The organism is Paraburkholderia dinghuensis, from assembly GCF_003837865.1.
GTDB lineage: Bacteria > Pseudomonadota > Gammaproteobacteria > Burkholderiales > Burkholderiaceae > Paraburkholderia > Paraburkholderia dinghuensis.
This window is the reverse complement of sequence record NZ_RQIS01000001.1, coordinates 375,699-401,088: the sequence shown is the minus strand read 5'-3', so window position 1 is coordinate 401,088 and position 25,390 is coordinate 375,699. Positions and strand designations below refer to the sequence as shown.

The following is a 25,390-nucleotide window of genomic DNA, read 5'->3' as shown; positions in this document are numbered from 1 at the left end:
GGCGGATGGATGACAACCGGTCTTGTACTACACGAACAGGGGAGCCCTCGATGGCCAAGAAAGAAAGTATCCAGAAGCGCTTGCAGAAAGTGCGGCCGCCGCGCGTCCAACTGACCTATGAGGTCGAACTCGGCGATGCGATCGAGGTGAAGGAACTGCCGTTCGTGGTCGGTGTGATGGCCGATCTCGCGGGGCAATCCGAAATCGAGCAGCCACGGCTGCGCGACCGCAAGTTCGTCAATATCGATCGCGACAATTTCGACGACGTCATGAAGGGCATTGAGCCGCGTGCCGCGTTCCAGGTCGAGAACCGGCTTAGCGAAGCGGGCGGCAAGTTCGCTGTGGATCTGCGCTTTCACTCAATGGCCGACTTCAAACCCGACGAGGTCGTCGCCCAGATCGAGCCGCTGCGGCGCCTGCTCGAAGCGCGCTCGAAGCTCGCGGACCTGCGCAACAAGCTCGCCGGCAATGACAAGCTTGAAGACTTGCTGAGCGAGGTGCTCGCGAACACGCAGCAGTTGCAGGCACTCGCGGGCGGTGTGAGCGAGCCGGATGGTGGCGAGCGCAATGAATCCAGCAACGGCAACGATCAGTAAGCGCCGGGGGAAATCGACATGAACCAGCAAACTCACGCCGTGCGCGCCCCGGTCGTGGAAGAAGCCCAGACCGCGCCCTCGCTGCTCGACGAGATCGTCGAGAAGAGCAAGGTCGCGAAGTCCGAATCCGAACACTTGCGTGCGAAGGACCTGATCGGCGAGCTAGCGCATCAGGTGCTGGAAGGCACCGTGATCGTCTCGGACAATCTTTCGGCGACGCTCGATGCCCGCGTGGCCGAACTCGACCGTCTGATCTCTGCCCAGCTGAGCGCCGTGATGCACGCGCCGGAATTCCAGGGGTTGGAAAGCACCTGGCGAGGCCTCGAGTATCTGTGCAAGGAGAGCAATACCGGCCCGACTATCAAGATCAAGGCGCTGCATGCGCCCAAGCGCGACGTCGTGCGCGACTTCAAGACCGCAATCGAATTTGACCAGAGCGCGCTCTTCAAGAAAATCTACGAAGAAGAGTTCGGCACGTTCGGCGGCGCGCCGTTCGGCGCGCTGATTGGCGACTATGAGGTCACGCGCCAACCGGAAGACATGTATTTCATCGAGCAGATGTCGCACGTAGCGGCGGCGGCGCATGCGCCGTTCATCGCGTCGGCCTCGCCGGAGTTGCTCGGGCTCGAGTCGTTCGCCGACCTCGGCAAGCCGCGCGATCTCGGCAAGGTGTTCGACACGGTCGAATACGCGAAGTGGAAATCGTTCCGCGATTCGGAGGATTCGCGCTACGTGGGCCTCACGCTTCCGCGCTTTCTCGGCCGCTTGCCGTTCAATCCGAAGGACGGTGTGACGGCGGAAGGCTTCAATTTCCTCGAAGACGTCAACGGCACCGATCACGGCAAATATCTGTGGTGCAACGCTGCTTGGGCCTTCGCGGCGCGCCTCACGGCGGCGTTCGACGACTTCGGATGGTGCGCGGCAATTCGCGGCGTGGAGGGTGGCGGCCTGGTGGAAGATCTGCCGACACATACCTTCAAAACCGACGACGGCGAGATCGCGCTGAAGTGCCCGACCGAAATCGCCGTTACCGACCGGCGCGAGAAGGAGTTGAGCGACCTCGGCTTGATTCCGCTCGTCCATTGCAAGAACTCGGATTACGCGGCTTTCTTCGCCGCGCAGTCGGTGCAGAAGCCCAAGAAATACAGTAGTGACAACGCGAACGCAAACTCCGTTCTCTCGGCGCAACTGCAGTACATCTTCTCGGTCTCGCGCGTGGCGCACTATCTCAAGGCGATGATGCGCGACAAGATCGGCAGCTTCGCGTCCGCGCAGAACGTCGAGGTGTTCTTGAATCGCTGGATTTCGCAGTACGTGCTGCTCGACGACAACGCCTCGCAAGAGCAGAAGGCGCAGTTCCCGCTGCGCGAGGCGTCGATCCAGGTCAGCGAGATTCCCGGCAAGCCGGGCTCGTACCGGTCTGTCGCCTTCCTGCGACCCCACTTTCAGCTCGACGAACTGTCGATCTCGCTGCGGCTCGTGGCGGATCTGCCAAAACCGGCCAATTCGTAATCTCGCGAACGGGCGGAACCGGAGCGGTCCGTCACGAGACGGCCCACTCCGACAATCTCCCCGGCGCATCACGCCGGGGTTCGAAAAGCAAACTATCGAAAACCACCTCTCCAGGGAGTCGAAATATTATGAAGGACATCTACCTAAAATTCGGAAATCCGGCAATCAAGGGCGAGTCGCAGGACAAGGACCACGCCGGCTGGATCGAGATCGATTCGTGGAACCACGCAATCCTGCAGCCGCGCTCGGCAACGGCATCGACGGCGGGCGGCCACACGGCCGAGCGCTGCGAGCATGCCGACATGCGCTTCACGAAGGATATCGATGTGGTGAGCCCGCTGCTTTATCAGCACGCTTCGGGCGGCACGACGTTCGACGAAGTGACGATCGACTTCATGCGCTCGGACGGCGAGGGAAACCGCGTCAAGTACCTGGAAATCAAGCTCAAGTACGTGATCATCTCGAGCATCACGCCGGAAGTCGTCGGCGAAGGGTTGCCCTCGGAGAAGTTCGCGCTCAAGTACGCGGCCGTGCAGTGGAAGTACACGCAACAGAAGATCGGCGGCAACCAGGGTGGCAATGCGCAAGGCGCATGGAGTCTCACGAAGAACGATAAGACCTACGCGGTCTGACGCGGTGCAGAAGAGGGCGGCGTGCGCCATTGCGGGGCCGCCGCCTGCACCTGTGTCATTTCGCTAAACGACCCATTTGAACCGATGAAGCGTTTCGAGCCGGGACTGCTCGACAAGCTCTTCGACGACGACCCGCACTCGCCGGCACCGACGGCTGTGCGGCAGCTTTCGATCGAAGAGATCAAGGGGACCGTTGCACGCGATCTGGAGTCGATCCTGAACTCGCGCATTGCGTTCACGGAAGACGAACTCGCGATGTTGCCGGAATGCCGTCGTTCGATTCTGACCTACGGGTTGAACGACTTTGCGGGCATGAGCCTCGCGAGTCACTACGATCGGGCGTTCATCTGCAAGTCGATCCAGCAGGCTATCGAGCGTCACGAGCCGCGTCTGCAGGGCGTGTCGGTCACGCTCGAACTGAACGAGCGCTCGACGAATGCGCTGTACTTTGCAATTCGGGCGCTTCTGGTGGTGCATCCGGCGCAAGAGCCCGTGAATTTCGACGCGATGTTGCAGCCCTCCACGCTGCAGTATTCGGTCGCGCGCTCACGCGCAAAAGCATGACCTAAAGAAAGGTTGGGGGCGGGAGCGTACCGATGGAAGAGCTGTTGCCGTACTACGAGCGCGAACTGTCGTTCCTGCGGCGGTATTCGCGCGAATTCGGAGAGCGCTATCCGAAGATCGCGGCTCGCCTCGCGATGACGGGGGAGCACTGCGAGGATCCGCACGTCGAGCGGATGATCGAATCGTTTGCGCTGCTCGGCGCACGCATCAGCAAACGCCTCGACGACGATTATCCGGAGTTCACCGAGGCGCTGCTCGAAGTCCTCTACCCGCATTATCTGCGTCCATTTCCGTCGTGCTCGATTGCGCAGTTTGCCGCACCGGACTCGTCTGGCAATCTTACCGAGCCGATGGTGATCGAGCGCGCAACGGAACTCAAGTCGCGGCCGATCCGTGGTGTGCAATGCGGCTTTCGCACCGCGTACGACGTGACGCTCGCGCCGATCCGCATTTCGGAAGCGCGCTACGTGCCGACGGTGATTGCGCCGAACGCGACGGTGCTGCCGCCGAACGCAACTGGAGTGTTGTCAATCACGTTCGAATCGACCTCGCCGCAGTTCGATCTCTCCACGTGGAAGCGTGGCGCACTTCGCACTTACCTGCACGGCGAGCAGTCGCTCATCGCGGCGCTCGGCGATTGCCTGTTCGTGCACGCGATTGCCGCATACGCGGAACCCGAACGCAATGGTCGCTGGCGCGCGCTCTCAGCGCTTCCGTTCTCGCAGGCCGGCTTTGACGAAGCCGACGCGCTGATCGACTATCCGGCGAAATCCCATCCCGCGTATCGGCTCCTCATGGAGTATTTCGCGTTTCCAGACAAGTTCGATTTTGTAGACTTCGACCTCGCATCGATGACCGCCGTGGTGGGCCGCTGCCAGCGTCTCAGGCTTCACATCGTGCTCAAGGACGTGAGCGGCGACTCGCATGTGGCGCGATTGCTCGACACGCTCGCGGCACATCACCTGCGCCTGTTCTGCACGCCGGTGGTGAATCTATTCCGGCAGCACGGCGAGCCGATTCGTCTCGATCATCAGGCGGCGTCGTATCCGGTCGTGGCGGAGGGGCGGCACGCGTTCGCCTATGAGATCTATTCGATCGACTCCGTGAAACTGGTGCGGCAGCGAGAGCAGGAGGAAACGGTGGTTGAGTTCCGGCCGTTTTATTCGCTACGGCATGGCGAATCGATGCGCGCTGGCCACTACTGGTTTGCCAGGCGCGACGGGTGGGTCGCGAAAAAGAGTCCGGGCTACGAAACCGAAATCTCAATCGTCGATATCGATTTCGACCTGGCTGCGCAGCAAAACGAAACATTGAGCCTCGACCTGACCTGCACCAACCGCGATCTTCCCTCGCGGCTCGCGACCGGGCTCGAGGGCGGCGACCTGTTTCTGGAGGGCGGTTCGATCACGAACTGCATCGCACTGTTGATGCGACCGACGCCGTGCGTACGCTTCGAGCGCCACCAGGCGGCGCACTGGCGGCTCATTTCGCATCTCGCGCTCAACCACGTTTCGCTCGCGAGTCAAGGCGCCAGCACGCTCAAGGAACTGCTTGCGCTCTATGACCTGCGCCGCACGGCCGTTTCGGCACGGCACGTCGACGGAATCGTTGACGTCGAGCAGGTCGCCACCGTGCAATGGCTTCCCGGCAAGCCCTTCGCAACCTTCGTGCGTGGCATTGAGATACGGCTCACCGTAGATGAAGAGCACTTCGTCGGAACGAGCCTTGGAACGTTCGTGCGCGTGATCGACGTGTTTTTCGGGCTTTACGTGCATATCAACAGCTTCGTACAACTGGTCGTCGTGTCGCGACGCACCGGCGAGGAGATCATGCGATGCAGTCCCCGCAGCGGCGAATCGATTCTGGTGTAATCGAGCGGCTGCTCGAGGAGCCGCACCGCTTTGGGTTCTTCCAGGCGGTGCGCCTGCTCGAACGCTGGTTCGTCGAGAAAACCGATGCGCGGCAGCGCGACGTTCTTCCGCATCGTATTGGCTTTCGCAACACACTTTCGCTCGCTTTTCCGCCGAGCGAGATCGCGGGTGCCGTTTCCTACGACGAGGCCGGCGCGCCACTCGCCGATGCGCACCAGCGCGCTGCGGCGCTCGATGCCGGCGAACTCGGCCGTGTGGATCTTACGCCTGCGTTCTTTGGGCTGCTGGGCTGTCAAGGCGCACTGCCGCTGAACTATACGGAACAGATCGTCGCGCGCGAGCAATTGCGGCGCGACCGTGCAGCGCGCGAGTTCTTCGACGTGTTCTCGAATCGCGCCACGGCGCTGTTCTATTCGGCGTGGAAGAAGTACCGGCTGCCGTTCCATTACGAACTCGACCGCGACGAACGCTATCTGCCGCTGCTGCTCGCGCTTGCGGGCATTGCTGGCGATGGGGCGCGCGAGAGCCTGCAGGAGGGCGCGGGCGCGCTGTTCGACGAGGCGATGGCGGGCTATGCGGCGGCCGCCCGCCATCAACCGGTTTCCGCCGCGTATCTGCGCCAGACGCTTTCCGATTATTTCGGCGTGCCCGTACGTGTCGAGCAGTTTGTCGGCAAATGGTACGACGTGCCGCCCGACCAGTTTTCCCTGCTCGGCCAGCGCAACGTGGTGCTCGGCGCGACGGCGCTCGCAGGCGCGCGAGTCTGGCAGCGCGACATGCGCGCGCGTCTCGTGGTCGGGCCGCTTTCGAAGGCACAGTACGAGGCTTTTCTGCCTGGCTCCGAACACGCGGTCGCGCTCGAACGCGCGCTCACGTTGCTGGCGCGGGTGACGCTCGAATACGAGGTGCTGCTCGTGCTGCGCCGCGAGGAGGTGGCGCCAAGCCGCCTGGGCGCCGGCGCGCGGATCGGCTGGGACGCGTTCCTCTGCACGCGCGAAGCCGACCACGATCGCCGCGACGCCCGCTACGAACTGCACGTCATTCATTGAACACAAGAGACCCGAGACCGGACTGCACGACATGAGCACGCCCCTGAAGACCCTGATCGCGAAGCTGGACACGACATGCCGGCTTGCTACCGAGCGCGCGGCAAGCGTGTGCCTGTCGCGCGGGCACTATGAAGTCGAACTCGAACACGTGCTGCTCGCGTTGCTCGACGAATCAGCCAGCGACCTCGCGTGCGTACTGCGCGCGTCGCGCGTTGATGCGCATGCCCTGCGCGCGGATCTCGAGCGCGAACTGCAACGGCTCAAAACGGGCAATACGCGCACGCCGGTGTTTTCGCCGCATCTCATCGCGCTGTTCGAACAGGCATGGCTGATCGCTTCGCTGGACTCGGCGACCGGACGCATCCGCTCCGGCCATCTGCTGCTTGCCTTGCTGAACGCGCCTGATCTTGCGCAGTTCGCGCAACGCATGTCGTCGCGCTTTGCTGAGGTGCCCGTTGCCGACCTCAAGCATCGCTTCGACGAGGTGACGGAGGGGTCCATCGAAGCCATGCCCCTTGAGGGCGCGAACGAGCCCGTCAGGGGCGCCGGGACTGACGCGAGCGGGGCGTTTGCTGCGCAGTCGAAAACGCCCGCGCTCGATACCTACACGACAGACCTGACTCAGCGCGCACGCGAAGGGGAGGTCGACCCGGTGATCGGTCGCGAAGCGGAAATCCGCCAGACGATAGATATCCTGATGCGCCGCCGGCAGAACAACCCGATCCTCACTGGCGAGCCGGGCGTGGGCAAGACGGCCGTCGTGGAGGGCCTGGCGCTGCGTATCGCCGCCGGTGACGTGCCGGATCCGTTACGCAGCGTGGCCCTTCGCGTGCTGGACATGGGGCTGCTGCAGGCCGGCGCGAGCGTGAAGGGCGAGTTCGAGAACCGTCTGAAGAGCGTGATCGACGAGGTGAAGCAGAGCACGCAGCCGATTGTGCTTTTCATCGACGAGGCGCACACCATCATCGGCGCGGGCGGCCAGGCGGGTCAGAACGATGCGGCAAACCTGCTCAAGCCTGCGCTCGCGCGCGGCGAGTTGCGCACGATCGCCGCGACGACATGGAGCGAGTACAAGCGCTACTTCGAGAAAGACGCGGCGCTTTCGCGACGCTTTCAGGTGGTCAAGGTCGAAGAACCCGACGAAACACTGGCGGCCGCCATGCTACGCGGCATGATGGGCGTCATGGAGCGCCACTTCAACGTACGCATTCTCGACGAGGCGATCACCGAGGCCGTGCGCCTGTCGCATCGCTACATCAGCGCGCGGCAATTGCCTGATAAGGCTGTGAGCGTGCTCGATACAGCATGCGCCAAGGTTGCGCTCGCACAAGGCGCGACGCCCGGCGCGATCGACGACGTCAAGAAGTGCATCGAGCGAATCGAAGCGGAAATCGCCTCGCTCGCGCGGGAGAGCCTGCACGGCGCTGTTCACGACGAGCGGCTTGCCGGGTTGCGCGAACAACGCGCCGCCGCCGGCCGCGATCTGGCGGCAAACGAGGCACGTTACGCTGAGGAGCGCGAACTCGTCGCGAGAATCACGCATCTGCGCGGCGAGATCGACGCGGCGCGCGAAGAGGGTACGTCGTCCGAACGGATGCGCGAAGCCGATGCAGCGCGTGCGGCGATGCCGCCGTTGATCGCGCGCCTGCATTCCCTGCAGTCCGATGCACCGATGGTGCCGCTCCAGGTCGACGCTCAAGTGGTGGCCGAAATCGTCGCATCGTGGACCGGTATCCCGCTTGGTCGCATGGTGAAAGACGAGATTAATACCGTGCTGAACCTTCGGTCGTTGCTGGCCGAACGCGTGATTGGACAGGAACATGCGCTCGAGGCGATCGCGCAGCGCGTGCGCACGGCAGGTGCGAATCTGGAAGATCCGAACAAGCCGCGCGGCGTATTCATGTTTGTGGGACCGTCCGGTGTCGGCAAGACCGAGACGGCGCTGGCGCTGGCCGAAATTCTCTACGGCGGAGAACGCAAGCTCGTGACGATCAACATGAGCGAGTACCAGGAGGCGCACAGCGTGTCGGGCCTGAAGGGTTCGCCGCCCGGTTACGTGGGTTACGGCGAGGGGGGCGTGCTGACCGAGGCGGTTCGCCGCAATCCCTATTCGGTCGTGCTGCTCGATGAAGTAGAAAAAGCGCATCCGGACGTGCTGGAAATGTTCTTTCAGGTCTTCGACAAGGGCACGATGGACGATGCCGAGGGCCGTGCGATCGATTTTCGCAACACGCTCATCATCCTCACGTCGAATGTGGGTTCCGCCGCGGTCATGCAGGCCTGCCTGAACAAAGCCGATGATGAACGGCCCGATGCGCAGACGCTGGCCGATCTATTGCGTCCGCAACTGTACAAGGCGTTCAAGCCCGCGTTCCTTGGCCGCATGAAGGTCGTGCCGTATTACACAATTTCCGACGACGTGCTGGCGGAGATCATCGCCCTGAAGCTGGAACGCATTCGCCGCCGCATTGGGGCGAACCACGGCGCCACGTTCGAATGGGACGATACGCTCGTCGACGCGGTGCTCGCCCGATGCACGGAGGTCGACTCGGGCGCGCGCAACGTCGATCACATTCTGACCGGTACGCTCTTGCCCGAACTCGCGCAGCGCATTCTTGAGCGCATCGCGCAGGGCACGTCGATTACACGCGTGGGCGTGCGTGCGAATGATGCAGACGAGTTCGAGTACACGGTGGAATGACGATGACCGATACCACCGCGCTGCTAGCGCCCATTAACGAAACGTCGCCATGCGGGGCCGATCTGCTGTTTTCGCCAGACTTCGACGCGATTCAGCGTGCGCGCCGTTTCGACGACGCATCGCTCGACCAGGGCGAATGGATCACCGAAATCAAGGAAGCCGACTGGCCCTTCGTCGTCGAGCGCTGCACGGCCTTGCTGCACTCGACGACGAAGGATCTGCGGCTCGCGGTATGGCTCACCGAGGCACTCGCGATTCAGGAGGGCGTTTCGGGACTCACGCAGGGCTATGCGCTGCTAACCGGACTCATCGAGCAGTATTGGGAGCAGGTGCATCCGTTGCCCGAAGGCGAAGATGCTGAATACCGCCTCGGCAATGTCGCGTGGCTCGCGGGCCGCTCGGCGGAGTTGCTGCAATCGGTGCCGCTTACGCAATCGGACGTGGCGTTCAGCGCGATCGACTGGAATGTCGCGATGCACGTCGCGCAAGCCGCCAAGCGCGATCCCGATCATGCGGACGACATCGCGCGCGGCAAACCGTCTGTCGAGCAGATCGACGCCTCGAAGCGCGCAACGCCGGCTTCGTTCTATCGAACGTTGCTCGTGCAATTAAGGGTCTTTGAAGCCGCGCTTGCGGCGCTCGACAAGTCGCTCGACACGCGCGCCGGAGAGGCCGCGCCAAGTTTCCGGCAAACGCGCGAGGCGTGCGAAAGCGTTTATCGGCTTGCCGAGCGGTTCGCGCGCGATGTGGGTGTGAATCTGGACGAGGTGGAAGAGGCTCTGGCCGCGCATCCCGACGGGTCTTCCGCGTCGGCCGGGCGCGCGGAGGCGAGCTTCAAATTACCCGTGCCGGCGGAGGACACCATCGCGAATCCGAATCGAATGCCCGTCCGTACGCATGCGGGTATTCAGAGCCGCTCCGAAGCCGTTGCGCAACTGCGTGCGGTGGCCGTTTTCTTTCGCGAGACCGAACCGCACAGCCCTGCCGCCTATCTCGCGGACAAGGCGGCCGAATGGGCGGAAATGCCGCTGCATCAGTGGCTTTCGACCGTGGTGAAGGACGACGGCACGCTTGCGCATATTCGCGAGATGCTTGGTGTGAAAACGGTCGATGCGGGCTAGGCGTGTTCATCCAGTCATTCTTCCAGCGCGCTTTAGGGAGAAGTCGCGTGGGCCGCGACTACGATTTCACACGCGACGTCCCTTCGTTAAACGAATCGATCGAGCTGAAGAGTCTGATCGCGCAATCTTGTTTCCCTCGGAGCGCGTCTCTCCGTAACTCCTTATCGCGACAGAACCCGCGAACGCGCGGCACTCGTGATCACCGCCCCAGCATGACAAACAGCAATCAAGGCACCAGGACCTGACCGGATTATGCAACGCTTCCTCAACGTGTTGACTCGCACGCGCACGCTCTCCGCCATCGGCGTCATCGCGCTCGCTGCCGTGCTGTTCATTGCTGCAGACACGCTGCAGATCCGCCCTGTCTGGACCGCCGGCGTGTTCGGTGCGCTGCTTGCGATCTGGTTCGTGCTTTGGCTCCTGCGGCGCATGCGCGTGCGGCGCGCGAACCGCAAACTCGGCGACATGCTTGAGCAGCAGGCGCAGATCGATAGCGGCCCGGCTGCGCCCGCCATGCAGGCCGACCTGGATCAGTTGCGCACCCACCTCGTCGATGCGGTGAAGACCATCAAGACCTCGAAGATTGGTCAGCTTTCAGGTGGCTCGGCGCTCTATGAGTTGCCGTGGTACATCGTCATCGGCAACCCGGCGGCCGGCAAGAGCAGCGCCGTGCTGAATTCGGGCCTCCAGTTCCCATTCGCCGAGAAGCACAATGCCGTGGTGCACGGTATCGGCGGCACGCGCAATTGCGACTGGTTCTTCACGACAGAGGGCATTCTCCTCGACACGGCTGGCCGATATTCGGTCCACGAGGAAGACCGCAGCGAGTGGCTCGGCTTCCTTGGTCTTCTCAAACGTTACCGCCCGAAGGCGCCGATCAATGGCATCATCGTCACCGCGAGTATCGCGGAGCTGACGGTCAACCGCCCCGAGTTCGCAATCAACCTGGCGAAAAACCTGCGCCAGCGCGTGCAGGAACTGACCGAGAAGCTCGAAGTCTTTGCGCCCGTCTACGTGATGTTCACGAAGGCCGACCTTATCACCGGTTTCAGCGAATTCTTCAGCAGTAGCGAGCGCCAGGAGTACGACCGCGTGTGGGGCGCCACCTTGCCGTACGAGCGTGACGAGAAGCGCGACGTCGTCGCCCTGTTCGACGAGCGTTTCGAGGAGCTGTACGAAGGCCTCAAGGAAATCAGCATCGCGCAGATGTCGCTCAGCCGCGGCAAGCAGCTTTCACCTGGCCAACTGAGCTTTCCGCTGGAATTTTCGGCGATCAAGCCGGCGCTGCGGGCGTTCCTCGCCACGCTGTTCGAGAACAACCCGTTCCAGTACAAGCCGATCTTCCGCGGCTTCTACTTCACGAGCGCGCTGCAGGAAGGCGAGACGAATAGCGCCGCAGCGCAGCGCATCGCCAACCGTTTTTCGCTTTCGGCCGAGGGCCTGCCCACGCCGCCCAGCACGTTCTCGAAGAACGGCTTCTTCCTGCGCGACCTGTTTTCGAAGGTGATCTTCGCGGACCGCCAGACGGTGAGGCAGTTCGCGAGCCCTGCCAAGACGCGCCTTCGCTATGCAACGTTCTTCGGGTTCGTCGCGGTGCTCGCGCTCGCGCTGGGTGGCTGGACGTGGTCGGCCATCGGCAACCAGCAGCTCGTCTCGAACGTGCAAGCCGACCTCGACAACGTCGAGCGCCTCCAGCAAAACCGCAACGACCTGCAATCGCGCCTGCAGGCGATGGATATTCTTGAAGACCGCATCGAGCAGCTGGAGCAGTTCCGCCGCGATCGCCCGCTCGCGGTCTCGCTCGGCCTCTATCAGGGCGACCGGCTCGAACGACATCTGCTGGAGGAGTACTACAACGGCGTGAAGCAGATCATGCTCAGGCCCGTCTCGCAGAATCTGGCTTCGTTCTTCAAGGATGTCGACGCGCATCCCGATTTGCTGGCGCCCATGTCACATACGCCCGATTCGGGGGCGGTGCCCGTCTCCGCGCATGCAGCGATGGCCGACGCGAGCCAGGGTGGCCTCTATAGCGACGCGTCGCCAACCAGCGTCGAGGATGCCTATAACGCGCTCAAGACCTACCTGATGCTATCCGACAAGCGCCATGTCGAGGTAGCGCACCTGACCGACCAGATCGCGCGTTTCTGGCGCGGCTGGCTCGAAACGAATCGCGGCAACATGCCTCGCGACGAGATGATCAAGAGTGCCGAGCGCATGATCACGTTCTACCTCTCGCGCGTGTCCGACGACGACTGGCCGACGATCGACGCGAACCTCGCGCTCGTCGATCAGACGCGCGAAAACCTGCGCCACGTGGTGCGCGGCATGCCGGCGCGCCAGCGCGTCTACGAAGAGATCAAGGCGCGTGCCTCCACGCGTTTCGCGCCGATGACGGTCGCACGCATCGTCGGAGACACGAACACGTCACTGATCGCGGGCAGCTATGCGATCTCTGGCACGTTCACACGCGAGGCCTGGTTCCAGTACGTGCAGCCCGCGATCCGCGACGCCGCGACGAAGGAACTGCAGGCGAAGGACTGGGTGCTCAATACTTCGGCGCAGGACGACCTGACGCTCGAAGGCAGCCCGGAGCAGATTCAGAAGGCGCTGATGACGATGTACAAGACCGAGTATGCGGACAACTGGCAGAAGTTCATGCAGGGCGTTGCCGTGCAGAACTTTGGCACGTTCGGCGAGGCCGTGGACGCGATGAACCGCCTGGGCGATCCGCACGACTCGCCGATCCGCAAAATCCTCGAAACCGCCTACGACCAGACCTCATGGGACAACCCCTCGCTCGTCAATGCGGGCATCAAGCGCGCAGAGAGCGGCGTGACAAGCTGGGTCAAGCAATGGTTCTCGCGCGCTTCGAGCGGCACGGTCGCCGCGAACATCGATATCAACGGCAATCCGGTAGAGCTGTCGATGGGCCCGGTCGGCCAGGCGTTCGCGGGGCTCGGCCGCGTCGTCGTGAGCCATGACAACGGCTCGTTGCTGGGCGGCTATATGGACTCACTCTCGAAGGTGCGCACACGGCTGAACATCATCAAGAATCAGGGCGACCCGGGGCCGGGTGCGCGCCAGCTCATGCAGCAAACGCTCGACGGCAACGGCTCCGAGCTAGCCGATTCGCTGAAGTTCGTCGATGAGCAGATGCTCACGGGCCAGACCGACGCGCAGAAGAAGGCCCTGCGCCCCCTGCTCGTGCGTCCGCTCATGCAGGCCTACGCGGTGGTGATCCAGCCGGCCAGTGTGGAAGTGAACAAGGTGTGGAACGCGCAGGTGTACGCGCCGTTTCAGGCCTCGCTCGCCAGCAAGTATCCGTTTGCGGGCAGCGCGAAGGTCGAGGCCGGCGCGAGCGAAATCGCCCAGATGTTCGGGCCGGACGGCGCGATTTCGAAGTTCGTCGGCGCGACGCTCGGGCCGCTCGCCGTACGCCGCGGCGACACGCTCGCCGCACGTACGTGGGGCGACATGGGCCTCACGCTTTCGCCTGATTTCACGAACGGCTTCGCGCGCTGGGTGGCGCCGCTCGCGGGCGGTGCGGCGGCCCAGGGCTCGTCCGAGCCGCAGACCGTGTTCCAGATCCTGCCGCAACCGTCAAGCGGCACGACCGAGTACACGATCGCTATCGACGGCCAGCAACTGCGCTACCGCAACACGCCGCCGCAATGGACGAACTTCGTCTGGCCCAATCCGCAGGGCGCGCCGGGCGCGACGCTTTCGGCCACCGCGTTCGACGGCCGCACGATCCAGCTCGTCAACGAGCCGGGCCGCTATGGCCTGGAGCGGCTCATCAACTCGGCGCAGCGCACGCGCCATCCGGACGGCACGTTCGACCTCGCATGGACGCAGGGCAGCGTGACGGTGTCGGTGAGCATGCGTATCGTCAGCACGTCGCAGCCCACGGCTGCCAACGCCAATGCACCGCAGCAGCAAGGCCTGAGCGGCGTGCAGTTGCCCTCATCGATCGCGAGCGTCGGGCCGGCGGCCAACCCCGCGACTGAAGCGGGCGCAGCGCTCGCCGGCACGCAGCCCGCCGTGGCGGCGACATCGCCCACCCAGCAAGGAGGAACCGCGCAATGACGCAGTCGGTTCAGGCGCAGATCGCCTACTTCGGCAAGATTCCGTCGCGTGGCGACTTCGTCAAGAGTGCGCACAATGCGCCGCTTCTGCAAACGCTGGACCGCTGGATCGCGCAGGCCATGGAACTGCTCGCTGACGATCCGCGCTGGAAGATCGTCTATAGCGAGGTGCAGCCGATAAATTTTGCGTTTCTTGGCTCGCGTAGCAAGCTTGCGATCGCGGGCCACATGGTCGCGAGCCATGACCATTCGTCGCGGCGCTTTCCGTTTCTGGCGGCCACCGTACTCGAAGTCGAGCAGCCGCTCGCCTTTCTTGCGCGCAGCCCGCTCGCGTTCGCGCGACTTTGGTCGCGTGTCGCCCAGCAGATGCAATCGCTGCTCGGTGCGACAGAACCCCCAGGCGCGCTGCAAGCGCTCGGCGAAACCCGGGTGCCCGTGGATGTGGGCGGCGGGGCCAACCCGCACGACGGCACGTTCAACGACTTCCTCGAACACCAGACGCTCGAGGGCCTTGAGCAGATGCTGCTCGCGAGCGGCCATCCCGTGCGCCTGCGCGGTGCGCTGCTCGCGCTCGGCTCGCTGTTACGGCCTGTGATGACGAGCGGCTCCACTAATCTGGAGCGCGGTCTCACGCTGCCGCTGCCGACCGATCAGTTCTACCGTAGCCTCGTCGCCGCGTTCTGGCTCGAACTGATCGCGCCGTTCGTCTCAAAGGCGGACTTCGAGCTTGCGATCTTCATCGGCACCATCGCGCAGCGCGAGCGGCTCATCGTCGGCTTCAACGGCGCTGCGGCGAGGACCCTGCACAGCGTCTTGGATCCACAAGCCTACGCCGCCCACAATATCGACATCGACGACCCCGAGTGGATCGACGAACATGCACAAAGGGACCATGGCATCAGCAAACTCGTCAGCTACCTCGATCAGCCGCAACTGTCGCTGCGCCTCGCGATCGATACATTCCGGGAAGCATTTGTCGGGGAGGCCAGCCATGGGCGTCGGGCGTAAGTCGATACGACGTTTTACCCCGCCTTTAGCGGCGGCCCTGCTCGCATTCGCAAGCGCCGCCGTGTACGCCGACGACGCAAGCCCCGTGCGCGTCACGCCTGTCGGCAACACTGGCGCACAGGTCAGAACGACGGAGCTGCCGCCAGCAAACGCCCTAACCGCACCGGCCCCGGTTGAAACGGCTTCACGCGGTTCGTCGGCGACATCCCTCTCCACGCCCGTAGACGCAGCGCCGGGCCAGGTCGTGGCCGCCGGCACGGTGCCCGACGAAGCCACGCACGCAGCCATACTCGCGCGCCTGCGCGAAACTTATGGCGCGACGAATGTGGTTGACCAGATCGAGGTGGGAAACGTCGCCACGCCACCCAACTGGGCGGCCAACGTGCAGAAGCTGCTCAACGCACAACTGAAGCAGATTCACAAAGGACAACTGAAGATCGACGGCACGCAGATCGACGTGCGCGGCGAGATCGGCAACGAGGCCGTGCGCCAGCAAATCGCGAGCGACATGGCCACCGCGCTCAATCCGACCTACACGATCCGCAACGGGCTGCGCGTGAGCGCGTCTGAACAGGGCCTGCTTGATCAGACGCTCGCGAATCGAACGATCGAGTTCGAAACGGGCAGTGCGACGCTCACGCCGCAAGGTCACGCGATCCTTGACCAGATGGCGGCCGTGCTCGTGAAGATGAATACGCGCACGGTGGAGATCATCGGGCATACGGACAACGCGGGCAATCGCGCGTCGAACATTGCGCTGAGTCAGGCGCGTGCCGACGCCGTGAAGGCGTATCTCGTGACGAAGGGGATATCGCCACAACAGATGACGACCACGGGCGTGGGTCCCGATCAGCCGCTTGCATCGAACAACACGAGCGACGGGCGCGCGCGCAACCGGCGTATCGAATTCCGGGCGGGGTCGTAGGCAATGGGCTTGGTGTGCCGGCGGGTGCGAAGTTCGACGTGTGGTTCTGTGTGGATAGGGAGTTACGGAGAGATGCCTGTTTTGCCTTATTTCCCGATCGGAAATTTTTTCAGTGAAACTTTCCTTTTCATCGAAAAAAACACGCGGTTTCGGCCATTTTCCCGTGCGGCGACCGGGCCCGCGATTCAGGCCCAAAAGGGGTAACGCATGGCTTCCCAGGCACTGGACAAGGCGCTGACCAGCGGCTACGCGCAAAGTGACCGTCTCGCCACACTCGACACGCCGGTCGGCGAGGACTGGCTTGTTCCGCTGTATATCAGGATCAATGCCCGGCTCGGCCGCAATTTCGAGGTGGTCGTCGATGCGGCTTCGACGCATGATGACGACATCAAGCTGAGTGCGCTGATGCTCCAGCCTGTCACGCTCTGGATCAGGCAGACGAACGGCAACTATCTGCCAATCCACGGCTATGTACAGTGCGCCCGCAGGATCGGCAGCGACGGCGGCGTGACCTATTTTCAGCTCCATTTCTCCTCATGGCTGAGCCTCCTCAAGCTCAGCAGCGATCGCCGAGACTGGCAGGAAGTGCAGGGACAGCAGGTGCTATCCGACGTATTCGGGAAGCATCCGCAGGCGCAGGGCAGTTATAACTTCGACCTGCGCTCGCCGATCCGCTCGTATTCGAATCGCGTGCAGTGGGAAACCGACTGGAGTTTCGTCCATCGCAGCATGGAGGAGGTCGGTGTGTTCCCGCGCTTCGACTTCGCGAAGGACGGCAAGTCGCACAAGGTGGTCATCTCCGACGACCTGTACTTCGCGCCCCAACTGCCGCAGCAGGAGCTGAAATTCAGCCGTGCTGCAACCAACGAAGAGTTCGACGGGCTGACGCAGCTGAGCGAGCAGCACGAGGCGCAAAGCGCCACGCTCACGACGGCCACCGCCGACTACAAGCGCCCCGACCTCAACAAGCAGGTCAGCACACCCGCGCTGAATACGGACGAACTACCGGCGCAGGGTGAGGATTATCTTTACACCGGCTCGCAGAGCTGGGGCGAGCGTGATCTGGGCGAGCAGCAGGCGCGCATCCATACAGAGGAATGGGCGTCGCGCGCAAAGCGTTATTTCGGGGTCGGCAGTCCGCGCTATGCGTTGCCCGGTTACTGGTTCAAGCTGAGTGGCCATCCCGAATTCGACACACTGCCAGAGCAGGACCGCGAACTGGCGATCATCGCCAGCGACTGGCTGATCCAGAACAACGTGCCGGGCATGGACGCCCTCGCGCGCTTTCCGAAGAGCCTGCGCACGGAGGTCGAGCTGGCGAAGGGTGCCGGTAGCGGCACCGGCGTGAGCCATCCGGACGGCAGTGTGGGCTTCATCCAGGTCGAAATCGAGGCGCAGCGCCGCCGCGTCCCGTTCCGCAGCCCGTTCGAGCATCGCAAGCCCGAAATGCATATGCAGACGGGTATTGTCGCAACGGCGGAGAATCAGGAGGTCACTACCGACGACGGCAACCGCGTGAAGGTGTGGATGACTTACAGCCGCAAGGACCGCAACGAGAAGGCCTCAGCATGGATTCGTGCTGCGATGCCAGATGCGGGCGCGAAGCGCGGCGGCTACTTCCCGCTGCGAAAGGGCGATCAGGTCCTCATCGCGTTTGTGAACGGGGACTGTGATATGCCGGTCATCATCTCGCGGCTGCATGGCGGCGAGACGATGCCGGTGTGGAACACGAACGGCCTGATGTCGGGGTTCCGCTCGCGCGAATACGGCGGCGATGGCTTCAACCAGCTCGTTCTGGATGACTCAAGCGGGCAGAATCGCGTCCATTTATACACAACAAGTTACGCCTCCCACTTGCACCTGGGCTATCTCATCGATCATGCCGACAACACGCGCGGTGCGTTTCTCGGGCGTGGCTTCGATCTGAAGTCCGGGGCGTACGGTGCCGTGCGCGCCGAACAGGGCCTGTATGTCTCGACGCAGCCCGCTAGCGCACAGCCGATGAACGTGACGGCAACGACGGAACAGCTTGCAGGCGCAGAAGCCCTGCTCGACACCCTGTCGAAGGCGAGCGAAAGCAGTCAGGCCGAGAGTCTGCAGGATGGGCACGATGCGCTCAAGGCGTTCACCGACGCAACCCAGCAGTCGGTTGCGGGCACAACGGCAAACGGCGGTAGCACGGCAGGCGGTGGCACCGGAAATGCAAGCGGGTTTGCGAAACCGGTGATGCTGCTGTCGAGCCCGGAGGGCATTGCGATATCGACGCAACAGTCGGCGCATATTTCCGCGAACCTGCATGCGAACGTGGTGGCGGGCAACAACGTCAACATCGGTGCCGGGAAGTCGCTGCTGGCGAGCGTGATGGACAAGATCAGCCTGTTCGCGCAGAACCTGGGGATCAAGGTGTTTGCTGCCAAAGGACCCATCAGCATTCAGGCACAAAGCGGGCCGGTGACGATGGCAGGTCTGGAGGACGTGACGGTCGAAAGCTCGAATGGTCGGGTTGTCATCACCGCGGCGAAGGAAGTCTGGATCGGCGCGGGCGGCTCGTACATCAGCATCAAGTCGGGCGTAATTGAGAACGTGACGACGGGGCAGATTCTGGAGAAGTGCGCGGACTGGGACAAGCCGGGTGGCGCGAGCGGGACGGTCCTCGATCCGTTGAAATCGAGGCCGGTTTCAATGGACGGCGGGCGCGGCTCGCTGTTCTCCGGCTAGGCCACGCCACTACACCCCACATTTTCCTATCGTTACGCGCAGCTGGAAAACCACAAGAGAGTCCGAGTCCCATGAGCACGCAGCCCCATCCCGCGCATCCTCCGCAGCATCCCATGCCACCGTCGTCACCTGCATCTGCGACTCCGGCCGCGGCCACCCCCCTGAAATGGGCGTTTCCTTTCACGCCGGTGGACAGCAAGGCCGATGCCACCGACCCGATGACGTACATGAAGGCGCTGGCGAGCGTGGAAGACGGTTTCTATCCGCTGGGTGCGAGCGGGATGTGGCACGGCGGCGTGCATTTCGACGAAAACAGTGCACAGCTCCTGAAGCAGGGTGACGGCGTGCGGGCCATCGCGGATGGAGACGTGGTCGCGTACCGGATGGACAGCAAATATCCGGAGCAGGGCTACGAGGACGGTCGCCACGCGTATTATTCGACTGGCTTCGTGCTGATCCGGCACAAGCTGCAGATGCCGCCTCTCCCAACCCGGGCGGCCCCGTCGAACCCGCAGGGTGTACCCGGGCAGCCTGCCTCGTCTGCTGCTGCAACTCCTCCGGCCAGCAAACCGTCGCCAGACGAAACGCTGACGTGCTTCAGCCTGTACATGCACCTGACCGACCACGCCACGTATCAGGCTGCGCTGGCGAAAGGAGCCCAGCCCGACTCCGGGACGGGCAAGCTGAACCTGGCCTCGATGCCGTACTGGGAGGGCGACCGCTACTATCGTGTCGGCGAGAAGGCCCACGACAGGCAAACCGTTCCGAAGCCGAAAAAGCATGCACCGGCGCCGCCACCCAGTGATGACCCGCTGGGCGATTTCCTGAACAATCATTTCACGCCTCCGCCTCCTCCTGTTGACGACGAACCGCCTCCGCCGCCACCCGTCACGGGTATCCGGATTTGTGACATGGCGAACGGCAGGATGATCGGCATCCTGCCAACGGGAGCCGAACTGACGGTCTCAGATTCGGACCCGCAACATCCCGGCTGGGCGAAGATCAAATCGCTCAGGAGCGGCCAGCCCGTCGCCGCCGTCGCGGGCAAGCCGGTCTCGGAGCATGCGCAGTGGAGCTGGGTGCCGTTGAACGAGCTTGATCTGGTGGCTGACCCGAAACCACTCGATACGGTGGTCGTGCTGAAGAAACCCTACCCGGTCAAGGCCGGTGACGTGGTGGGTGAGCCGGGCCACTATCTGCGCTATACGGACGCGAAGATGATCAAGGGGAAGGCGACGCGTTCGCTACTGCATCTCGAAGTGTTCGCAGGGCCGGAACTGAAGGCGTTCATCGAGAAGAGCCGGGCGCGGGCAACCGAGGCGAGAAAGGCCGGGAAGCAGGCGAAGGAAGGACGGGACCTGCCTGGTGCGAACACGATTCTGGAAATCTCGCCGGGTGCGCTGCTCGTCACGGACGTTCCAGAGCCGGACCAGACGCTGCCCCAGAGCCCGGGCGGTGTGAAGCTGGTGCCGGTGACAAAGGCGCAAGGAGCGTGCTGGGTCCAGGTCCGGCCGCAGCCGGTGACGCCTGCGCACAATCCTCACGGCGGGGGGCATCAGCAGGAGCCGAAGCCGGTGTGGGTGGAGGGCCAACTCGCGAATACGACGACAACCGCTGTCGTCAAGGGATGGACGAATTTCCCGCTGAGCTTTTCGAACGCGAAGGGGCAGGGCGCGGATTTCCGCGATGTGTTCCGGCGCGTCGACCTGAACAAGCTGGGCGCCGGCAATCTCGCGATTGACGACAAGGGCAACCACTGGTGGAACATCACCATAGGATCGAAGGACGGATCAGCCCGGCAGGGCTGGGTGTGTGAGGATAATCACCCACTGACGCGGATGTGTGGTCCGTGGGACTGGCCGGGGTTTGAACTGGTCGACAACAGCAGCTTCACGCCTGTTGACATGCTCAGGCGGTACATCCACGTGACGGACCAGTATCTGGTTGACGAGGACAAGTCGGAATTCGAGCCCGATGCGTTGAAGGTTAACGCCGGAGACATGATCGTCAAGCTGGAGAAGGCGATCGATGCGAATCACGATGGCAAGGTGACGGCGCAGGAATTGAAACACGCGCAGGAAACGCCGTGGATGGCGGAGGCGCTTACGCATCTGGTGGTGCGTTCCGAGACCGAATGGGGCGGTGGACTGGGTAAGTGGGAAGCGTTGTCGCCGCTGATGAAGAAGCTGCTGTGGCTGTGGCAGGCCGAGATCGAGCGGATCGGGAAGCTGCAGTGGTGGGAGCAGGCGGCGGGTATCGAGGGGTTCCCTAAAGACACCGCGCCCTGGCATTTGCATCCGGTTGGGTTGATCGGGAATTTCACTAGCACCGATTGTTGCGCAATTACAGTTGATTTTCTGGGGAAGGTGTTGGGTAAAACCGGGGACTGGTTTACTGGCAAGGGTGGCTCGGCGTCTTTTCAGCTTCATTTTCCCGAAAAATACCCAGAAATATATAAATACGACAAAGAGAAATTCGTTGCGCTTCTGAACAGCAAGATGAGAGCCTACGGTATCGTAGATTGCTACCAGAAAGCGCACTTTCTCTCACAATGTTTTCATGAGTCAGCGCGATTTGAAACGACTATCGAGTTTGCTTCCGGTGAGGGCTACAATCCGGGGGCGCACAAGGACGCCATCAAAAATGGCAATACTACGATGGGCGATGGTCCAAAGTACAAGGGGAAGGGCCTCATTCAGCTAACTTGGAAGAACACATATAAAATGTACTCCGAGTACAGAGGGGTCGATTTCGTTTCAAATCCATACCTCGTGGCGTCCAGCATGGAAAATGCAATTGACTCCGCTTGCTGGTTCTGGCGTCATAAAGGAGGAATTGAGAAAAAATACGGTGCAAAAGGCGATATTAATGTTCTCGTTGAGCATGAGAAGGGCAATGTTGATCTAATCACCCTGGCCGTTAATGGTGGGCATAACGGATTGGATGAGCGTCAAGCATTGTTTGATAAAATCAAGAAAGAGTGGGGGATGAATTGAGTATATTTACCTTTAAAAGAGTGCGAACCCATGGTTTTACACTGGTGTTCGTCATGCTGACAGGTGCGACGTTTTCAACTTCTGCAAAAAACAATACTCTCTCAGTCGATTCTGCAGGGTCGATAAAGTTTTGCAGGAATAAATCAGACTGTGAAATCGTTACTCCGACTGGCGAGCTTAAAAGTGCGATCGACGATGGGTATGAAAATCTATCCATTGTTGAAATTTATAAAAATGGTAATCAAGAAATTGCAGCCACAAGTGCTGGTGGGTGCTCAAGGTTTTTTTCTTTTGATCAAGCGATTCATGTGTTTTCCGCTTTGAATGTCGGAGCGGGTAAGGATATTTGCAATTACAAGATTGACGGAAAGTATCTGACCAGTGCGTACAAATTGGACTCGAAGCAGCATGAGGATGTTTACGAGCTTAAGAATGGTACGTATCACCTTGTTTTGAGCGACGTGTGCGTTGGGTGCGATCAGGTGTCGCGGTCTATCTATCGGGACGGCCAGTTGTCGGAGAAGCTGCTGGTAACCAGTGAAATAAAATACACACAACGCCAGCCGGTTACATCATTGGTAGCGACGGATAAGGCTTGGCTGTTTGCGGAGGCCTCAAACGCGTCTAGGACAGAAATGTATCTGGTGAAAGGAGATAAAGTGCAGTTGCTTGAGTTCAATGACGCTGATGGCCTTTGGTATTTTGTGAGGTACCTTTCGAAAAAGAATGGTCCGATCCTGAAGTGGGTAAAGTGCGAGAGTCTGGCTATTTGCAAGTAGTCCATGTGAATTCAGGGGTGATTTCCTGAAAATATAATAGGACCTTTCATTGCGATGAATTTGATTCGAATCGGTGACTGAATATTTCAGCCCGGTGTTACACGGAGTACCGCTCCCATGATGAATTTGATTCGCGTTGGCGACGATACCGACCACGACGGCAAGGTCGAAACAGGCTCAACGAGCATGCGCTTCAAGGGCCGCCACGTTGTGCGCAAAGGCGACCGTATCTCCTGTCCACGGCATCCCGACGTGTCGCCGAACGTGATCGAGGAAGGCGATCCGTCGATGAAGGATAACGGCAGTCCGATCGCGCGGCACGGCCACCGCGGAACGTGTGGCTGCCATCTGATATCGAGCCCGGTCTGACGTTTTTATAGCAGTGGCGAGCGCCCGGCGCGCAGCGGGCAACGCCGGATTTCCGAGCCGTTCGTCTTCGACAGCACGACGAGCTGCATGAAGCTGTTCATTGGCACGTAGCGCGTGAAATACCTGTCGATAACGCTGAAGAACGCGGCCATGTTGTGCTCGGCGAACGTCTGTTCGTCGAGCGACACGGTGATTTCGAGCCCGGTTTCAATGGACGGCGGGCGCGGCTCGCTGTTCTCCGGCTAGGCCACGGCCGCCACACCGCACATTTCCCTATCGTTACGCGCAGCAGGAACAACAAAGGAACCCGGACCTCATGAGCACGCATCAGCGTCCCGCGCACCCGGCAGCACCCGCTAGTCCTGCCGCGTCCCCAACGCCAGCTCAGGCATATACGCCGCTGAACTGGGCGTTCCCGTTCTCGCCGGCGGGCAAGGATGACGCCACCGACCCCATGACGTACATGAAGGCGCTGGCGAAAGCGGAGGACGGTTTCTATCCGCTGGGCACAAGCGGAATGTGGCACGGCGGCGTTCACTTTGACGAGAACAGCGCACAGATGCTGAAGCAGGATGGAGGCGTGCGGGCCATTGCGGATGGCGAGGTCGTCGCATACCGGATGGACCGCAAATATCCCGGGCAGACTTATCGGGACGGTCGCCAGGCGCTCTACTCGACGGGCTTCGTGCTGATCCGTCACAGGCTGCAACTACCGCCAGTTCCACCGAAACCGGTTCAGACCAGCCCGCAGGCTACATCGGCGCCAGCCGCTACCAGTAGTGCCCACGGCGCTACCACCCATCCCGCTGCGCCTGCAGCACAGCCCGCCTCAGCGACTCCGACGGCGAGCACTTCTGCACCAGCAGCCAGGTCCGCGCCGGACGAGACGCTGACCTTCTTCAGCCTGTACATGCATCTGATGGACTGGAACAGCTATCAATCGGCACAGAAACAGGCAGGAGGGGCGCAGGGCGATGCGGCAAACGTACACATGGCGCCGATGCCGTACTGGGAGGGCGAGAGCTACTACCGCGTCGGCGACAAGGCAAAGGACAAGCAGGAGGTGCCGAAGCCGAAGGCTCCGCCACCTGGTCCGGCTGCAACTGCCAGTTCCGACCTGCTCGGTGACTTTATCGACGCGGGCTTCGTGTTGCCACAGCAGCAGTCCGCGACCCAGCCGGAAGATGATGCCCCGGTGCCGCCCCCCGTGACAGGCATCCGGATACGCGACGTGCCGAATGGCAACGTGATCGGCCTTCTGCCGAAGGGCGCCGAACTGTCGGTGTCGGAGTCGGACCCGAAGCACCCCGGATGGTGGAAGCTCAAGTCCATCAGGAGCGGCCAGCCGGTAGCCCCGGTTGCGGGCAAGCCGGTCTCGGCGCACGCGCAGTGGAGCTGGGTGTACGTGAAGGAACTCGATCAGGTCATTGATCCCAGGCCGCTCGATACGGTGGTTGTGCTGAAACGGCCGTATGCGGTCAAGGCCGGTGACGTCGTGGGCCAGCCGGGGCACTATCTGCGGTACGTGGATGCGAAGCTGCTGCCTGCGCAGCCAACCCGGTCGCTACTGCACCTTGAAGTGTTCGCCGGGCCGGACCTGAAAACATTTATCCAGAAGAGCCAGGCGCGCGCGAAAGTCCTTCCCGCGGCGAAGACGTTTCTGGAGATTTCGCAGGGTGCGTTGCTCGTCACGGACGTTCCGGCGCCGGACCAGACACTTCCCCAGAGCACGGGTGGTCTGAAGCTGGTTCCAGTGGGCAATGCGCAGGGCTCGCGCTGGATCAAGGTCCAGCCGAAGACGGTGACGATGCCCACCCAGAATCCTCATGGCGGGCATCAAGGGCATCACCAGAGTCCGACGCCGACGAACGCCGGTTCGCCTGTGTGGGTGGAGGCCAGACTGGCGAACACGACGACGACCGCTGTCGTAAAGGGATGGACGAATTTCCCGCTGAGTTTTTCCAACGCGAAGGGGCCGGGCGCGGATTTCCGCGATGTGTTCCGGCGCGCCGATCTGGACAGACTGGGTGCGGAGCATGTCGCGGTTGACGACAAGGGCCATCATTGGTGGAACATCACGCTCGGGGCGAAAGATGGCTCGACCCGGCAGGGCTGGGTGTGCGAGGACAATCATCCGCTCATACGGATGCTCGGCCCGTGGGACTGGCCGGGATTTGAGCTGGTCGACAACAGCAGCCTGCTGCCGATCGACATGTTCAAGCGGTACATTCACTCGTCGGAACAGTTTCTTCCAGGAGAAGACAAGTCGGCGTTCGAGCCCAGCGCGCTGAAGGTGAATGCTGGGGATTTGATCGTCAAGCTGGAGAAGGCGATCGATGCGAACCACGACGGCAAGGTGACGGCGCAGGAATTAAAGCATGCGCAGGAAACACCATGGATGGCAGAGGCGATTACGCATCTGGCTGTGCGTGCTGAGACCGAATGGGGCGGTGGCCTCGGCAAA

17 protein-coding genes are annotated in these 25,390 nt (G+C 62.0%); 16 read left to right on the top strand and 1 reads right to left on the bottom strand.

Annotated elements, in window-relative coordinates; genetic code table 11:
• Positions 1–50 precede the first annotated feature (50 nt).
• From tssB to D1Y85_RS01785, 15 genes are all read left to right on the top strand, one after another.
• A complete protein-coding gene (gene tssB, locus D1Y85_RS01855) occupies positions 51–596 on the top strand; it encodes a type VI secretion system contractile sheath small subunit (protein WP_124149307.1) in 546 nt (181 codons plus the stop codon).
• An 18-nt stretch (positions 597–614) separates the two neighbouring features.
• Positions 615–2,108, top strand: coding sequence for a type VI secretion system contractile sheath large subunit (tssC, locus tag D1Y85_RS01850; protein WP_124149306.1), 1,494 nt, complete (start codon positions 615–617; stop codon positions 2,106–2,108).
• 128 nt (positions 2,109–2,236) lie between these two features.
• Positions 2,237–2,740, top strand: coding sequence for an Hcp family type VI secretion system effector (locus D1Y85_RS01845; RefSeq protein WP_124149305.1), 504 nt, complete (start codon positions 2,237–2,239; stop codon positions 2,738–2,740).
• Between the two features lie 84 nt (positions 2,741–2,824).
• Complete coding sequence (tssE, locus tag D1Y85_RS01840) at positions 2,825–3,304, top strand: type VI secretion system baseplate subunit TssE (protein ID WP_124149304.1); 480 nt, start codon at positions 2,825–2,827, stop codon at positions 3,302–3,304.
• Positions 3,305–3,336: 32 nt separating this feature from the next.
• A complete protein-coding gene (tssF, locus tag D1Y85_RS01835) occupies positions 3,337–5,175 on the top strand; it encodes a type VI secretion system baseplate subunit TssF (RefSeq protein ID WP_124149303.1) in 1,839 nt (612 codons plus the stop codon).
• Positions 5,139–6,224, top strand: coding sequence for a type VI secretion system baseplate subunit TssG (tssG, locus tag D1Y85_RS01830; RefSeq protein WP_124149302.1), 1,086 nt, complete (start codon positions 5,139–5,141; stop codon positions 6,222–6,224). The genes tssF and tssG overlap by 37 nt, the downstream gene beginning before the upstream one ends.
• 31 nt (positions 6,225–6,255) lie before the next feature.
• Positions 6,256–8,925, top strand: a complete 2,670-nt coding sequence (tssH, locus tag D1Y85_RS01825; protein ID WP_124149301.1) for a type VI secretion system ATPase TssH — start codon at positions 6,256–6,258, stop codon at positions 8,923–8,925.
• 2 nt (positions 8,926–8,927) lie between these two features.
• Entirely contained in the window at positions 8,928–10,046 is a 1,119-nt protein-coding gene (tssA, locus tag D1Y85_RS01820) for a type VI secretion system protein TssA (protein WP_124149300.1), read from the top strand.
• 252 nt (positions 10,047–10,298) lie between these two features.
• Positions 10,299–14,132 (top strand): type VI secretion system membrane subunit TssM, encoded by a 3,834-nt coding sequence (gene tssM, locus D1Y85_RS01815; protein ID WP_124149299.1) that lies wholly within the window; start codon positions 10,299–10,301, stop codon positions 14,130–14,132.
• On the top strand, positions 14,129–15,139 hold the full coding sequence (gene tagF, locus D1Y85_RS01810) for a type VI secretion system-associated protein TagF (protein WP_124149298.1): 1,011 nt from the start codon (positions 14,129–14,131) through the stop codon (positions 15,137–15,139). Before tssM ends, tagF begins: the two co-directional genes overlap by 4 nt.
• Positions 15,123–16,064, top strand: coding sequence for an OmpA family protein (locus tag D1Y85_RS01805; protein ID WP_124149297.1), 942 nt, complete (start codon positions 15,123–15,125; stop codon positions 16,062–16,064). The genes tagF and D1Y85_RS01805 overlap by 17 nt, the downstream gene beginning before the upstream one ends.
• A 207-nt stretch (positions 16,065–16,271) precedes the next feature.
• Positions 16,272–18,782 (top strand): type VI secretion system Vgr family protein, encoded by a 2,511-nt coding sequence (locus D1Y85_RS01800; RefSeq protein WP_124149296.1) that lies wholly within the window; start codon positions 16,272–16,274, stop codon positions 18,780–18,782.
• Between the two features lie 71 nt (positions 18,783–18,853).
• Positions 18,854–21,778 (top strand): glycoside hydrolase family 19 protein, encoded by a 2,925-nt coding sequence (locus tag D1Y85_RS01795; protein WP_124149295.1) that lies wholly within the window; start codon positions 18,854–18,856, stop codon positions 21,776–21,778.
• A 53-nt stretch (positions 21,779–21,831) separates the two neighbouring features.
• Positions 21,832–22,557, top strand: coding sequence for a hypothetical protein (locus D1Y85_RS01790; RefSeq protein WP_124149294.1), 726 nt, complete (start codon positions 21,832–21,834; stop codon positions 22,555–22,557).
• A 117-nt stretch (positions 22,558–22,674) separates the two neighbouring features.
• On the top strand, positions 22,675–22,926 hold the full coding sequence (locus D1Y85_RS01785; protein WP_124149293.1) for a PAAR domain-containing protein: 252 nt from the start codon (positions 22,675–22,677) through the stop codon (positions 22,924–22,926).
• 5 nt (positions 22,927–22,931) lie between these two features.
• Here D1Y85_RS01785 and D1Y85_RS01780 read toward each other — a convergent pair whose 3' ends face one another.
• Entirely contained in the window at positions 22,932–23,114 is a 183-nt protein-coding gene (locus tag D1Y85_RS01780) for a type VI secretion system baseplate subunit TssF (RefSeq protein ID WP_124149292.1), read from the bottom strand.
• Between the two features lie 128 nt (positions 23,115–23,242).
• Between D1Y85_RS01780 and D1Y85_RS01775 the strand changes: the two genes are divergently transcribed.
• A partial coding sequence (locus tag D1Y85_RS01775; RefSeq protein ID WP_246024734.1) for a hypothetical protein occupies positions 23,243–25,390 on the top strand: 2,148 nt, incomplete at its 3' end.

What these genes read in the sequence shown, in the direction of transcription:
- D1Y85_RS01800 (WP_124149296.1), top strand. Translation starts at nt 16,272, where the DNA reads ATGGCTTCCCAGGCACTGGACAAGGCGCTGACCAGCGGCTACGCGCAA.
- D1Y85_RS01845 (WP_124149305.1), top strand. Translation starts at nt 2,237, where the DNA reads ATGAAGGACATCTACCTAAAATTCGGAAATCCGGCAATCAAGGGCGAG.
- D1Y85_RS01795 (WP_124149295.1), top strand. Translation starts at nt 18,854, where the DNA reads ATGAGCACGCAGCCCCATCCCGCGCATCCTCCGCAGCATCCCATGCCA.
- tssH (WP_124149301.1), top strand. Translation starts at nt 6,256, where the DNA reads ATGAGCACGCCCCTGAAGACCCTGATCGCGAAGCTGGACACGACATGC.
- D1Y85_RS01805 (WP_124149297.1), top strand. Translation starts at nt 15,123, where the DNA reads ATGGGCGTCGGGCGTAAGTCGATACGACGTTTTACCCCGCCTTTAGCG.
- D1Y85_RS01785 (WP_124149293.1), top strand. Translation starts at nt 22,675, where the DNA reads ATGATGAATTTGATTCGCGTTGGCGACGATACCGACCACGACGGCAAG.
- tssE (WP_124149304.1), top strand. Translation starts at nt 2,825, where the DNA reads ATGAAGCGTTTCGAGCCGGGACTGCTCGACAAGCTCTTCGACGACGAC.
- tssF (WP_124149303.1), top strand. Translation starts at nt 3,337, where the DNA reads ATGGAAGAGCTGTTGCCGTACTACGAGCGCGAACTGTCGTTCCTGCGG.
- tssM (WP_124149299.1), top strand. Translation starts at nt 10,299, where the DNA reads ATGCAACGCTTCCTCAACGTGTTGACTCGCACGCGCACGCTCTCCGCC.
- tssG (WP_124149302.1), top strand. Translation starts at nt 5,139, where the DNA reads ATGCAGTCCCCGCAGCGGCGAATCGATTCTGGTGTAATCGAGCGGCTG.
- D1Y85_RS01790 (WP_124149294.1), top strand. Translation starts at nt 21,832, where the DNA reads ATGCTGACAGGTGCGACGTTTTCAACTTCTGCAAAAAACAATACTCTC.
- tssA (WP_124149300.1), top strand. Translation starts at nt 8,928, where the DNA reads ATGACCGATACCACCGCGCTGCTAGCGCCCATTAACGAAACGTCGCCA.
- tssC (WP_124149306.1), top strand. Translation starts at nt 615, where the DNA reads ATGAACCAGCAAACTCACGCCGTGCGCGCCCCGGTCGTGGAAGAAGCC.
- tagF (WP_124149298.1), top strand. Translation starts at nt 14,129, where the DNA reads ATGACGCAGTCGGTTCAGGCGCAGATCGCCTACTTCGGCAAGATTCCG.
- tssB (WP_124149307.1), top strand. Translation starts at nt 51, where the DNA reads ATGGCCAAGAAAGAAAGTATCCAGAAGCGCTTGCAGAAAGTGCGGCCG.